This window comes from Streptomyces sp. NPDC088707, assembly GCF_044752725.1.
Taxonomy (GTDB): Bacteria; Actinomycetota; Actinomycetes; order Streptomycetales; family Streptomycetaceae; genus Streptomyces.
In genome coordinates this window covers 305,426-319,220 of record NZ_JBIVLV010000003.1, presented here as the reverse complement: position 1 = coordinate 319,220, position 13,795 = coordinate 305,426, and the positions used below count along the sequence as shown (strand labels likewise).

The following is a 13,795-nucleotide window of genomic DNA, read 5'->3' as shown; positions in this document are numbered from 1 at the left end:
CCGTCCACTGCCGCCTCCGCCCCCTGAGGTCCTGCCGGCGGGCCCGTGTTACCGCCGGCGGGCGTGCAGCACGTGGGCCTCCAGGGGCAGCGGGCTGTGGCCGACGAGGGTGAGTCCGGCGTCGGCGAGCAGCCGGGCGTAGGCGGCGGCCGTACGCTCCCGCCCTCCCGTGTTGCACATCATGTGGAGGTCCCAGGCCGTCGCCAGGGAAGGCGTGGGGTCCTCGGGCAGGAGGCGCTCCACGATCAGCAGGTCGGCCTCCGGCGGCATCGCGGCCGCGCAGTGGCGCAGGATCTCCAGGCACCGCTCGTCGTCCCAGTCGTGCAGGACCCGGGAGAGCACGTACACGTCCCCGTCCGGCGGTACGTCCGCGAAGTCGCCGGTCACGAAGGCGCACCGCTCAGCGACGGTGCCGACGGTGCCGAGCCGGGTCCGGGCCGCCTCGACGACGTGGGCGCGTTCGAGGAGGACCCCGCGCAGGGCGGGGTGCGCGGTGAGCAGACGCCCGAGGAGTTCCCCGGTGCCTCCGGCGATGTCCACGACGGTGCGGCCGCTCGCGCCGGCCGCCGCGACGACCGGGTGCTGCGGCAGCGGGTCGAACATCGGGGCGCTCGCCGTCATGGACCGGTCGAACCGGGCGGCGAGCTCGGGGTCGCGCGCGAAGTGGTCGAAGTGGTTCTCGCCGTACCGGTCCTCGAACCCCGGCTCTCCCGTCCGCACGGTGTGCGCGAGCCGGGCGAAGGACTCGTAGAACGGCCCCCCGTACATCAGCGCCAGCGCCCGCACCGAGCCCTCGGCGTCCTCGCGCAGCAGCAGCCCCGCCTCCGTCAGCAGGAACGTGCCCCGCGCGCCGGGCTCCTCGGCCACCACGCCCACCATGGCGAGGTACCGGAGCAGCGTCGCCAGGTTCTCCGGCCGGGCGCCCACCACGGGCGCCAGCTCCTCTGACCCGCGCGCGGTCGACGGGCTCATCGCCTCCGCCAGCCGCAGCTCCGCGCACGCGGCCAGCGCCTGCGTGGTCCAGGCGCCGGTCAGCAGGCGAAGGAGCGTTTCCGCCGGATGCGAGGACGGCCGCCCGGCGAGGTGCTCGGCCAGGACGTCCCGGTGGTCACCGCGCGCGTACAGCTCCACCCGCCGGTAGGGCGTCTTCGTCTCGTCGGGCGCGGCGAAGTAGAAGACGGTCCCGTCCTCGTGCGGGTTGTAACCGCCGCCGTCCGGCGCCGCGCCGTGCCGCAGGAAGCCCGCCCGCAGCCCGCGCAGCACCAGCGGGTCCGGCCGCTCGACGTCGAAGGCCAGATGGGCCTCCCGGTCGGCGGCCCGCTCCTCGGCGGCGACCGCCGCCGCCGACCCCGCCGGATCGGTCAGCACGAACACCTCGACCGCACGCCGCTCGCCGCCCGGCCCGTACACCGCCGGGCGGAGGATCCGTACGTCCAGCTCCCCGGCGCCCAGTCCGTGCCGTGCCGCCAGCCGGTCCCTCACCACCACGCTCGGCCGCGCCTCGCCGTCCGGGGACAGTCCGGCGGCGGCCAGCTCCGTCCGGAGGGCCCGTTCGTCGGGCGGGGAGACGAGCAGCGCGGCGTGCGCGAACCGGCAGCGTTCGGTCATCGCCCGCAGCTCGGGTCCGTCGAGCCCGGGCAGGACGCGCGCCAACAGGTCGGGCGTCTCCTGCTCCCGTACGAAGTCGGCGGTGGCGCGCAGACGTGCGACGTCGGTGGGGGCCGGGGTGGTGGTCGTCATCGCGGGGGTTCCTTCGGGGAGGGGAAGGGACGGCGGAATGCGGGCAGGGGAGGGCGGAGCCACGGCCTCTGGGGCGGGACCGGGCTCTCCACGGCCCTACGGAAGGAAGGAAGGAAGGAAGGAGGGAGGGACGGACGGACGGAGCGAAGGAGGAAGGTCAGACGCCGACGTAGTTCTCGGCGAACCAGTCCTGTTGGGTACGGGAGTTCCGCAGCGCCTCCATACGGGCGCGCCGCAGCCCCTCCTGGAAGGGGGAGGTGCCGCCGTCGGGGCCGGGCACGCGGTGGAGGAGCTGGATCATCCAGTGCGAGAACTCCTGGGCGCGCCAGATGTGTCCGAGACAGCGCGCCGAGTACGCGTCGAGTCCCGCCGGGTCCCCGTGCAGCAGGTCGTCGGCGAGGGCGCGGGCGAGGATGTCGGCCCCGAGCACGGCGAGGTTGGCCCCCTTCGCGGCGGAGGGGCTCAGCAGGCTCGCGGCGTCACCGACGAGGAACAGGGGTCCGTGGCGCAGCGGTTCGAGGACGTCCGACTCGAAGTCGACCACCGTCCGCTGCAGGATGCCGCCCCGCCTCAGCGGCCCGAACTCCCCGGCCCGCATCCGCAGGTCCAGCTCGTCCCACACCCGCTCGTCGGGCCAGTCGTCCGGGACGGTGCCGCGCGGGCACTGGAGGTAGTACCGGGTGACCTCGGGCGAGCGCGCCATGTGGCCCGCGAAGCCCCGGGCATGTGTGGCGTACCCGACGGCGTCCAGGCTCGGGGGTGCCTCCGCGAGGAGTCCGAGCCACGTGACCCCGTGGTCACGGTGGTGGTGCCGCACCGAGCCGGGTGGCAGCGAGCGGCGCCCCGCCCCGTACCGCCCGTCGCAGGCGGCGACGTACCGAGCCCGCCAGTGCGCGGTGCCGCCGTCCGGCTCCCGTACGGCCACCGAGGGGCGCGGCCCGTCGAGGCCGGTCACGTCGACGGCCTCGGTCTCGAAGCGGATCCGCCCGCCGGCGCCGAGGAAGAGCCGGACGAGATCGGTGACCAGGTCGTGCTGCGGGTAGACGGTGTGCGGCTCGCCCTTGCCGAGCCGGCCGTAGTCGAGCCGGAACCGCCCGCTCTCGGTGCGGAACTCGCAGACGGCGTGCTCCTGCCCGCGCTTGCGCAGCCCCTCGTCGAGGCCGTGCCGGGCCAGTACCCGCGCGGTGTGCGGGGCGAGGAAACCGGCCCGCGCCCGCTGCTGCACGTGCTCGCGGCTCGCCCGCTCCAGGACGACACAGTCGACGCCGCTGCGGAGGAGGAGGTTTCCGAGCACCAGCCCGGCGGGGCCCGCGCCGAGGATGACGACGTCGGCGGAACGGGTCATGTCCGGTGCGGATAAGGGATGTTGACGTGCTGTCACGAGAATGGATCTTAGGGGCGGGGAAACTCAGCGGACGCTGAATATCACCCGAATGCCGCACAGGAAGAGAAAAGGATTCTGCCGGGGAGCGCGTGCGGGGACTCGTGCCGCGCGGTTCACGCGCGCGGGCCGGGTCCGGGAAGATCCCGGACCCGGCCCGCGCCGTGGAACTCCTTCTCGGACCCTCAGAACTCCAGACCGGCGAGCAGGCCGGCGTAGAAGGCCGCGTGCGCGGTCGCGGCCGGGGCCGTGCCCGCGAAGTACGTGGCGGTACGAGGAGTGCCGTCGAGCTTCCGGACGAAGTCGAAGGCCTTGTTGTCCTCCTCGCCCCAGACCACGAACCGCCAGTGCAGCGGACGCTCCGCCGCCTCGGCCAGGGCCGCGGTGGCGGCGGGCTTCGACTCCGGCGCGCCGTCCGTCTGGAAGACGACCAGGGCGGTACGGGTCGGGTCGGCCTTCTCGTGGTGGGCGAGGACCTCTTCCACGGCGCGGTGGTAGTTGGTCCGGCCCAGGCGGCCGAGGGTGGAGTTGACCTCGTCGATACGGGTCGGCGTGAGGTCGGCCGGGGTCAGCTCGACCGTCCCGTCGATGTCCGTCGAGAAGAACACGGTCGTGACGGTGGCGTCCTCGTCGAGGTGCGCCGCGAGCGCGGTCACCTGCTCGGCGAGCCGCTGCACGGACCCGTCCTTGAAGTACCCGCGCATCGAACCGGACCGGTCGACGACGAGGTACACGGCGGCCCGTGCCCCGGCGAGCCCCTGCGCCTCCAGCTGCGCGGCGGCGGCGGCGTGGGCGTCGGCCAGGTGCGCGGGAAGGCTGTCGCCGGAGGCCGGGACGGCGAGGGTCGCCTCCGGCGCGGTGGCGGCGACGACCGGTTCCGCTTCGGCTGCGACCGGCTCCGCCTCGGCAGCGACCGGTTCCGACTCGGCTGCGGCGGCGACGAACTCCGGCTCCGGGGCAGGCGCCTCGTCGACGGGCTCGGCCTCGGCCTGCGGCTCCGCGGCCACGGCCTCGGCCGGCTCGGCCTGCGGCTCTTCGGTGGCTTCCGCCGCCGGGGTCGTGTCATCGGCGACGACTGCGGCCTCGGGCTCGGTGTCCTGCTCCTGCGGGGCGGCTTCGGCCTCCGTGGCGGGAGCGTCGGTGACGACGTCGGTCGCCTCGGCGACGGGGGCCGTCTCGGGCTCCTCCGTCGTGTCGGCGTCAGTGGCCGTGGTCGCCTCGGCCTCGGGCTCAGTCGCGCTCGGCTCCGGCTCCACGTCGGACGTGTCGGCGGTCGCCTCGGGCTCGACGGCGGCGGGCGCCTCCGCCGTGTCGGCGTCGGCAGCGGTGCTCGCCTCCGGCTCCACCCCGTCGGCCTCGGCCTGCGGCTCGGCCGCCTCCGTGGGCGCGGTCTCCGCCTCGGGCTCGGCCGCCGCCTCCGCCGGGGCTTCGGCGTTCGCGGTCGCGTCCGTCGAGTCGATGTCCGCCTCGACCGGCTCGGCCTCCGCAGCGGCAGCAGGCGCCTCGGCCGCGGCCGGCACCTCCACCTCGACGGCCGGCTTCTCCGCCTCAGCGGCAGGTGTCTCCACCTCGATGGCAGGCTTCTCCGCCTCAGCGGCAGGCGTCTCCACCTCGACGGCCGGCACCTCCACCTCGACGGCCGGCACCTCCACCTCGACGGCCGGCACCTCCACCTCGACGGCCGGCGTCTCTGCCTCGGCCACCGGCGACTCGGCCTCCGCCGTCACCTCCGCCTCAGCGGCAGGCTTCTCCGCCGCGACGGCGGTCTCCGCCTCGGCCACCGGTGTCTCCGCGGCAGCAGCGGCAGCGGCAACAGGCTTCCCCGTCTCCGCCACCGGCGTCTCCGCCTCCGCCACCGGCTTCTCCGGTGTCGTCGACGGCGTCTTCGCTCGGGCCCGCGGGATCTGCGGGTTGTCGAACGACGCCGCCACCAGGTCGTCCGCCGCCCGGCGGGCCACCGCCTCCGACGTGTCCGTGGATCCCGTCCCGGTCCCGGACGACGCCGTGGCCCTGGCCGTGGTCGTCGTCGCGGCCGAAGACGCGGCCGCGACCGTCGCCTCGGCTGCAGTCGTCTTCTCGGCCGTCACCGTCCCCGAAGGCGAAGCCGTCGCCGTCGCCGTCGACGTGGTCTCACGCGTCTGGGGCGGGACGACGGAGGTCGCCGGGGATTCCTCGCGGTCTCGGCCGAACACCTTGCGCAGCATGCTCCGAATACCCATGGGCGAACCCTTTCGCATGAGTGGGGTGCGTGTGAATGTCCGTACTGGGCGTTTCGGGACGTTCATCCCTGGCCAGGGCGGACACGTAAGGTTAGCGGCCACCCCTCCCCTCCTCGGCGACCCGGTCGCCCCCGGTTGCCGTGCATTCATTCGGCGTTCACCCGGACGCCGTCCCTGTGCAGATGTGCGCACATAGCGTCGCCGCCGAAGGTCTACCCGACACCATGTCGGCGCAGCGTGCGCCGGAGGAGGACGAAGTGCGCAAACTGCTGCCGCTGCTGAGCACGAACCCCCACGGAGGCGGACGTTCCGCTCTCACCTGCCGTTACCGCTGCGGTGACGCCTGCTTCCACGAGGTTCCCAACACCAGCGACAACGAGTACGCCGGCGACGTCATAGCCGGTGTCCTCTCCCGCCGTTCGGCCCTCCGTGCCGCCGCCGTCGTGACGGTCGCCTCCGCCGCCGGTGGCGCCCTCGCGTTCGGCAACGCGCCCGAGGCCGTCGCCGGCCAGGAGACCTTCGGCCACGGTCACGGTCACGGCTCCGGCAAGGCCGACGGCGCCCGCGGCCTCCGCTTCACGCCCGTCGCGCCCAACACCGCCGACAAGGTGACGGTCCCCTCCGGCTACGCGCAGAACGTGGTCATCCGCTGGGGCGAGCCCATCCTCCGCGGCGCCCCGGCCTTCGACTCCGAGAAGCAGACGGCGAAGGCCCAGGCCGGTCAGTTCGGCTACAACAACGACTTCCTCTCCCTGCTGCCGCTGCGCGGGGAGCGCGACCGCCAGGTCCTCGTCGCGAACCACGAGTACACCGACGAAGTCCTGATGTTCCGCAACTACGACGCCGCGAACCCGACCCGTGAGCAGGTCGAGATCGCCTGGGCCGCGCACGGCCTCTCGGTCGTCGTCGTCCAGGAGGAGCACCGTACGGGCAAGCTCACCCCGGTCTCCCGCCACCACCTCAACCGCCGCCTCCACACGACGAGCGAGTTCGAGGTGACCGGCCCCGCCGCGGGCGGCGCCCTGCTGAAGACCTCCGCCGACCCCGAGGGCCGTACCGTCCTCGGCACGCTCAACAACTGCGCCGGCGGCACCACCCCGTGGGGCACCACCCTGCACGGCGAGGAGAACTTCAACCAGTACTTCGCCAACGGCTCCAGCGCCACCGACAAGCGCTACGGCGTCGGCACCGGTGCCACCGAGCGCAAGTGGGAGCGGTTCGACAAGCGCTTCGACCTCAAGCAGGAGCCCAACGAGGTCCACCGCTTCGGCTGGGTCGTCGAGCTCGACCCGTACGACCCCGACTCCACCCCCCGCAAGCGCACCGCGCTCGGCCGCTTCAAGCACGAGGCCGCGCAGCCCCGTCTGACCGCCGACGGCCGTCCGGTCGTCTACATGGGCGACGACGAGCGGTTCGACTACTTCTACAAGTTCGTGTCCAGCAAGCGGATGAAGAAGGGGAACTCGCGGGCCGCCCGCGAGCACAACCTCACCCTGCTCGACGAGGGCACGCTGTACGTCGCCAAGCTGACCGGCGACTCCCCGGCCGCCGAGATCGACGGCACCGGAAAGCACCCCGCCGACGGCGAGTTCGACGGTTCCGGCGTGTGGATCCCGCTCGCCACCGGCGACGTCTCGCACGTCCCCAGCATGACCGCCGAGGAGGTGTACGTCTTCACCCGCCTCGCCGGTGACAAGGTCGGCGCGACCAAGATGGACCGCCCCGAGGACGTCGAGCCGTCCCCGCGCACCGGTCGCGTCTACGTCGCGCTCACCAACAACACCGACCGCGGCAAGGCCGGCAAGGCCGGCGCGGACGAGGCCAACCCGCGCAACCTCAACAAGCACGGGCAGATCCTGGAGCTCGCCGAGAACTGGGACGACCCGTCCTCCGACGGTTTCGCCTGGCGTCTCTTCCTGGTCGCCGGTGACCCGAACGACCCGGCCACCTACTTCGCCGGCTACCCCAAGGAGAAGGTCTCCCAGATCTCCTGCCCCGACAATGTGGCCTTCGACCCGCACGGCAACCTGTGGATCTCCACGGACGGCGCCCAGCTCGGCTCGCACGACGGCCTGTTCGGCGTCGCGACGCAGGGCGAGCGCCGTGGTGAGCTGAAGCAGTTCCTGACCGTGCCCAGGGGTGCCGAGACCTGCGGCCCGATCATCCAGGACCGCCGTGTCCTGGTGGCCGTGCAGCACCCGGGCGAGATCGACGGCGCCTCCGTCGAGAACCCGAAGTCGGAGTGGCCCGACGGACCCGGCAGGATCGTCCGCCCGTCGGTCGTCGCCGTGTGGCGCACGGACGGCGGCGACATCGGCGTCTAGCGGAGCGCGCCCCGGGGGGTGGGGTGCTCGCTCACTCCACCCCCAGGCCCTCTCTGAACCGGACGAACTGCTCCTCGGGGTCCCCCGTGTACGCCCACGGCACCCACGCCGCGCGAGCCCCGAGCATCCCGAGGAGTTCCCGCGCGATCTCCACCTGGCCCGCGTAACAGGCGGCGTGGACAAGGAAGTTGAGGTCGCCGACCTCTTCCGGTGCCACCGGCGCCCCCGGATCGCGGCCGCCGATCCAGCGCGCGTGGGTGCGCCGCAGCTCCGTCACCGCGAGCTCGTGCTTCCAGTGCTGGTCGAACCCGCGCACCGGGCCCCGGCCGAGGGCGCCGTCCGCTATGTACCGGTACTCCTCCACCCGGGCCACCTGCACGAGGACGGGCAGCGGGGAGCCGGGCGGCGCCACCCCCGCGGCGTCCCGCGCGAAGTCGTACATGCTGCCGTGCGTCCCGTGCCACCGCGCCGACCAGTAGCGCAGCACCTGGATGTGGCCCTCCGTGTTGTACGGGTCCCGGCGCCGCAACTCGTCGAACCAGTGCCGCAGTTCGCGGCGCGGCACCCCGCCCTCGTAGAGCCTGGCCACGGAGAGCAGCGACACCCACGGCATGGGGTCGGCGGGCGCCGCCTCGGCCGCGCCCCGGCAGGCGTCGACGGCGGCGTCGATCCGGCCCCGCTCGACGGCCGCGCCGCGGCCGGCCGCGATGGCCGCGTCGAAGACCCGTACCACCTCGGTCGCGGCCCGCAGCACGGCCGCGTCGGGGTTGCCAGGCTCGGCGGCCCGCCAGGTCTCCACGGTGGAGCTGCCCGCGGCCGCGTGCGAGAGGAGCCGCAGCCGGTGGGTGCGGCGCGCCCAGTGGTCGCCGGTGGCGGCGAGCAGGTCCCGTACGCCCTGCCAGCGGCCGATGACGATGTCGTGCCGCGCCTCGGTGAGGGCGCGGTCCCCGAAGTCCGGGTCGAAGTCGGGCGCGAAGCGCTCCTGACGTGCCGAGCGCGCGGAGCGGCGGCGTACGGCCATCGGGGGCCTCCTTCGGGTTCGGCTGCCGTCAGAAGTGGTGACTCGCTTGTGTTCCCGTGCTCGTGGCTCTGCTCTTGGTGACGGCCGGGATCAGAAATCCGTTGCGTAGCTCTTGTCCCTGGTTCCGCTCCGCGCGCGGGTGGCCGGGCCGGAGCCCTCCGCGGCGGCCATCGCGCGGGCGGCGTCGAGTCGGGCCGGGCGGTAGTAGTCGCTGCCCTTGCGCCAGTACACGACGAGCGGGACGACCCCGAGGAGCAGGCCGCCGAGGCCGATCGTGAGGGCGGTGGTGGAGAGCTCACCGAGCGATTCGACGAAGGTCCAGAGCATGAACGCGGAGCCGAGCAGCGGCCAGACGCCGCCGAGGAGCAGGTTCTTCACGGAGCGCAGGAGGACGGACTTGTAGGCGACGACGGCGGCGATGCCCGCGAGGCCGTAGTAGAACGCGATCTGGAGTCCGATCGCGGAGACGGCGTCGCGGAGGACCTGCTGCACGGAGCCGGCGGCCGCGGCGGCCGCGAACAGCAGCAGGGCGGCGCCGCCGACGGCGACGATCGCGACCCACGGGGTGTTCCAGCGGCGGTGCACGGCGCCGAGCGCGGACGGCAGGGTCCGGTCGCGGCCCATCGCGAAGAGCGAGCGGGTGACCTGGAGGAGGGTGGTCTCCAGGGTGGCGACGGTGGACAGCAGGACGGCGACGACGAGGAGTCTGCCGCCGACCCCGGGCCAGATCTCCTGGCCGATGACGGCGAGGACGTTGGGTCCCGCGGTACGGATCTCCTCCGCGCTCAGCAGGACGTTGACGACGACGGTGACGGCGACGAAGAGGAGGAAGACGAAGCCGACGCCGACGAGGGCGGCGAGTCCCGCGGTGCGGCGGCTGTTCCTGGTCTCCTCGCTGAGGTTGCTGGTGACGTCCCAGCCCCAGTAGTAGAACGCGGCGATCAGCGCGCCGGCGGCGAAGCCCTGCGTACCGTCGAACTGGCCGAGGCCGAACCAGGACCAGTCGAAGGCGGTGGCCCGCCCGCGGTGCGCCACGGCCGCCAGGATGAAGCCGACCAGGATCAGCATCTCGACCCCGGACATGATCAGCTGGGCGCGCACCGTCAGCCGGGCGCCGCCCAGGACCACGAGCAGCATCATGAGGAACCAGCCGGCACCGACGGCCGCCGCGAGCGGGGTGCTGTCGGCGAGGTCCTGGTCGATCAGGGCGAGCGTGAGGGAACCGGCGGGCAGCGAACCGGCCACCATGAAGACGGTGGCGGCGAAGACGAGGGCCCAGCCGGACAGGAAGCCGAGGAACGGGTGGAGGGTGCGGCCCACCCAGGAGTAGCCGGCACCGGCGTTGACGTCGATCCGGCCGAGGCGGGCGTACGCGAGGACGATGCCGAACATCGGTATCGCGCAGTACAGCAGGGCGGCGGGTCCCGCGTAGCCGACGGCGCCGAAGAGCACGGCGGTGGTCGCGGCCATCGAGTAGGCGGGGGCGCTGCCGGCGACGGCCATCACGATCGTGTCGAAGGTACCGAGGACATTGGGCTGGAGCCCTCTGTTCGTGGTGGTACGCATGGCGGTGTCCTCGGGGCGCGGGGGGTGAGGCAGGACGAAGTGGCCCGTCCGCCGCGCCGGTTGCCGACGGCGGCGGGCGCGGATCACGGTGAGATCGAGCGCATCGTAGTCGCCCGGATGGCTTGGGGTAACGGCGGTGGGGAGGGTTCCGTTCCGTGACCGCCGGTAAGTCCTCCCGTACGCCCCCGGGGGAAGGTTTACCGCAGGTCGGGACCGGCGATGGCGCGGGCCGCGCTGACCTCGCGGCGGAGGGGTGCGAGGACTCCGTTCTCGTCGCCGGGAAGCGCGCTGCGGACCTCGACCAGGGTGTCCGATGCACGGATCCCCTGCGCGAGTTCGCGCAGTTCGCGTGCGACGGCGGTGACCTCGGCGGGGTCGGGGCCGGCGGCGCCGTGATCGACCCGGATCCGGGCGGCGGTGGTGGCGTCCACGATCCGCTCGACGGCCACGACGAGCGGCCACCAGGCGGTGGCGCGGGTCCCGGTCGGCGGGGGCTCGGTGAGGGCCCGCTGGAACTCGGAGCGGACGGTGGACAGATCGCGGTAGAGCTTCCGCCGGGCGCGCAGCCGCCCGCCCTGGTCCTCCGTCCCGCCGAACGCGCCGCTCACATAGGTGGCGGTGTCGGCGACGGCGTCCGCGAGCCGGTCCCCGATCCGGGAGTGCCAGGACTCGGGCCAGAGGAGGTAGCCGGCGATCAGCGCGATGCCGCAGCCGATCAGCGAGTCGTACAGGCGGGGCATGACGAGGTCGAAGCCCTGCTGGTTGAGGGTGTCGGAGAGCAGCAGGATCACCGGGGTGATGGCCGCCGTCTGGAAGGCGTACCCCTTGGCGGAGAACGCCGGGATGAGGGCGGCGAGCACGCACATCACGGGGACGTCCCACCAGCCGCGCGGCACCTCGGCGAGCACGAGGGCGGCGAGGAGGAGCCCGGCGGCGGTGCCGAAGGCGCGGAGCACGGCGCGGGAGAACACCGAGCCGAAGTCGGGCTTCATGACGAAGGTGACGGTGAGCGCGACCCAGTAGGAGCGGGGGACGGGGATCAGCGAGACGAGGGCCTGCGCGAGCCCGATGCAGAGGGCGAGCCGGAGCCCGTACCGCCAGGACGCCTCGGAGAACAGGGCGGCGCGGGCGGCCCGGCGGACGCGGACCCGGAGCGCGGCGGGGCGGCCGAGCCGGTCGTCGACGTTGTAGGCGTCGGGCTCGGCCTTGTCGACGACGGCGGCGGCGTACCGCAGGGCGTGGTCGACGGCCTTCTCGGCGGGCCGTTCCGGGGTCGGCAGTTCGAGTACGGGTGCCCCGGTGCGGCCCTCCTCGACGGCGTCGGCGAGGTCGCGCACGGCCGCGGGGATCGTGGCGGACAGCGTGCCGTGGAGCCGGGCGCGGAGGTGGGCGGCGGGGGCGGCCTCGACGAGCGGGATGACGGCGTTGAGCTGCGCGAGCAGCCGGACGAGGGACGGCGCGCGGCCGTGCTGGCGGGCGCGGCGGGCGAGGACGAGGTCGTAGGACTGGTTGAGGGAGGCGGTGACGGCCTGCCGCTTCTCGTCGTACCCGAGGGTGCCGGTGGCCTCGTACAGCTCGGCGACGGAACGGTAGGTCGCGGCGACGGCGGACCGCTCGGGCGCGGCGCGGCGCAGGGGCCAGCCGAGCAGGGTGAGGACCAGCACGAACAGCCCGCCGACGCCGAGCAGCAGGGGCGCCTTCCACCAGGGGTCGGGCATGGGGAGCCCGGCCCCGACGACGGCGTTGAGGAGCAGGAGCAGCCCGGAGACGGAGGCGACGGCGCCGATCGAGGAGATCATCCCGGAGACGAGCGCGACGAGTGTGAGCACGGCGACGGCGGCCCAGCCGTGCCCGAAGACGAGGGTTCCGAGGGTGACGCCGACGGCGCCGAAGAGCTGCGGCACGGCGATGTTGAGGATCCGCATCCGGTAGGCGTCGGCGGTGTCGCCGATGACCCCGGAGAGGGCGCCCATGGACACGAGCGCCCCGTAGGCGGGCTGCCCGGCGGCCAGCCCGACGGCGAGCGGCGCGGACAGCGCGACGGCGGCGCGTCCGACGGCGGCCCAGGGGACGGGGGTGGGCGCGGGCTTGAAGCCGGCGGTGAGCCAGGCGGGTGGGGCGAGCCGTACGGGCCGAGCGGGGCGTGCCATGCGCCCAACGTACTGGCCGCGCCGCCCCCGAGCGCCCCGCCTCCGTGCGGGCCGCATTCCGCCGCCCGCCGTGCGACCGACCGCGGCGGGGCAGCCTGGGCCCGGCAAGGGGGGTGGGCGGCGTCAGTTGCGGTAGGACTCGACCTCGGTGGCCGGGCGGAGGGCCGCCGTGTCCGGGTCCTCGCCGAACTCCGCCTTCGCCCTCCGCTGCCGCAGCAGGTCCCAGCACTGGTCGAGCCGGACCTCCAGTTCCGACAGCCGCGCGCGTTCCTCCGGGAGGAGGCCGCCCGTGCGTTGCCGTAGGGCGCGTTCCTCCTCGACGAGGGCGCCGATGTCGTCCAGGATCTCCTCGTTCTCCATGTCCTCAAGGGTGGACGATCAGCGCGGCCCGCGCAGGTCGAGATCCGCGAGGACCGCCCGGTGGTCGGAGCCCGGGAGGTCGAGGAAGCGGACCTCGCGGACGCTGAAGTCCCTCACCAGGACGTGGTCGATCTGGACGAAGGGCGGCAGCGGCGGTCCCTCCATCGGCCAGGTCGGCGTGCGGCTGCGGTCCGCCCGGCGCGCCGCGTCCTGGAGCCCGCCCGCCGCGAGGATCGCGCGGAAGGCCGCGTGGTCCTGGGAGGCGTTGAAGTCGCCCGCGACCAGCATCGGCCCGGTGCGCTGGGCCGCGACGGTGTCCTTCACCCGCCCCAGTTCCCGCTTCCACAGGGACACCTGCCCCGGGACCGGCGGCAGCGGGTGCGCCAGCTGGAGCCGTACCGGCACGCCCGCGATCTCCGCCGTGGCGCCGGGCATGCCCATGGCCGCCGGGATCATCCGCCAGTCGGTCAGCGGGTACGAGCTCAGCAGGATCGAGCCGACCGATCCCTCTCCCTCGACGGAGGCGTAGTGGGGCAGCGCGTCGGCGAAGGTCCTGGTGAGGGTGGTCCGGCAGGCGCGGTCGCATTCCGACACGAACACGAGCTGGGGTCGTTCCCGTCGCACCACCTGGGCCAAGGCTCCCGTGCCCTGGCCGAATTCGACGTTCGCCGCGACGACCTTCACCCGCGCCAGCGGCAGGCCGTACGGGATGACGGTCTGCGGCATGTACGGCACGGCGCTCCAGGCGGTCGCGCCGAGGACCAGGACCGTCACGAAGGTCAGCACCCGGCGCCGGGCGGCGGCGGCGAGGAGCAGGGCGAGGGCCGCGGGGACCGTCAGCCAGGGGAGGACCGAGAGGAGTTGGGGGACGGGGGTCGTCGCGTCCGTGTCCAGGGCGCGGCAGGCCGCGATCAGGGCCGGTACCACCATGAGCAGCCCCGCGGCCCAGGCCATGACGCGGCGCCTGGGCCGGAGGGGCGGTGGCTCGGGAGCCGGCCCCGGAGCGGAGGCGGAAGCCGTTCCGGAAGCCGTTC

General features: G+C 73.9%; 9 protein-coding genes. 1 reads left to right on the top strand and 8 read right to left on the bottom strand.

Going from position 1 to position 13,795, the window contains the following annotated elements; all coding sequences use genetic code 11:
* Positions 1-48: 48 nt before the first annotated feature.
* The 3 genes from ACIP84_RS12235 to ACIP84_RS12225 all read right to left on the bottom strand — a co-directional run bounded on the left by ACIP84_RS12235 (position 49) and on the right by ACIP84_RS12225 (position 5,340).
* Positions 49-1,740 carry a methyltransferase gene (locus ACIP84_RS12235; protein ID WP_401797654.1) on the bottom strand — a complete coding sequence of 564 codons (1,692 nt, stop codon included), beginning with the start codon at positions 1,738-1,740 and terminating at the stop codon, positions 49-51.
* A gap of 157 nt (positions 1,741-1,897) precedes the next feature.
* Positions 1,898-3,085 (bottom strand): 4-hydroxybenzoate 3-monooxygenase, encoded by a 1,188-nt coding sequence (locus ACIP84_RS12230; RefSeq protein ID WP_355956983.1) that lies wholly within the window; start codon positions 3,083-3,085, stop codon positions 1,898-1,900.
* 221 nt (positions 3,086-3,306) lie between these two features.
* Entirely contained in the window at positions 3,307-5,340 is a 2,034-nt protein-coding gene (locus tag ACIP84_RS12225) for a VWA domain-containing protein (protein WP_401797650.1), read from the bottom strand.
* Positions 5,341-5,597: 257 nt separating this feature from the next.
* Here ACIP84_RS12225 and ACIP84_RS12220 point away from each other — a divergent pair, with 257 nt between their 5' ends.
* On the top strand, positions 5,598-7,664 hold the full coding sequence (locus ACIP84_RS12220; protein ID WP_401797977.1) for a PhoX family protein: 2,067 nt from the start codon (positions 5,598-5,600) through the stop codon (positions 7,662-7,664).
* A 31-nt stretch (positions 7,665-7,695) separates the two neighbouring features.
* On the opposite strand, the gene ACIP84_RS12215 is transcribed toward ACIP84_RS12220, so the two are convergent.
* The 5 genes from ACIP84_RS12215 to ACIP84_RS12195 all read right to left on the bottom strand — a co-directional run bounded on the left by ACIP84_RS12215 (position 7,696) and on the right by ACIP84_RS12195 (position 13,715).
* Positions 7,696-8,685 (bottom strand): hypothetical protein, encoded by a 990-nt coding sequence (locus tag ACIP84_RS12215; RefSeq protein WP_030323755.1) that lies wholly within the window; start codon positions 8,683-8,685, stop codon positions 7,696-7,698.
* A 90-nt stretch (positions 8,686-8,775) separates the two neighbouring features.
* Complete coding sequence (locus ACIP84_RS12210; protein ID WP_401797646.1) at positions 8,776-10,251, bottom strand: APC family permease; 1,476 nt, start codon at positions 10,249-10,251, stop codon at positions 8,776-8,778.
* 197 nt (positions 10,252-10,448) lie between these two features.
* Positions 10,449-12,401 (bottom strand): FUSC family protein, encoded by a 1,953-nt coding sequence (locus ACIP84_RS12205; RefSeq protein WP_401797643.1) that lies wholly within the window; start codon positions 12,399-12,401, stop codon positions 10,449-10,451.
* Between the two features lie 123 nt (positions 12,402-12,524).
* A complete protein-coding gene (locus ACIP84_RS12200) occupies positions 12,525-12,761 on the bottom strand; it encodes a DUF2630 family protein (RefSeq protein WP_030323750.1) in 237 nt (78 codons plus the stop codon).
* Positions 12,762-12,779: 18 nt separating this feature from the next.
* Positions 12,780-13,715, bottom strand: coding sequence for an endonuclease/exonuclease/phosphatase family protein (locus tag ACIP84_RS12195; protein ID WP_401797640.1), 936 nt, complete (start codon positions 13,713-13,715; stop codon positions 12,780-12,782).
* Between the last annotated feature and the right edge of the window lie 80 nt (positions 13,716-13,795).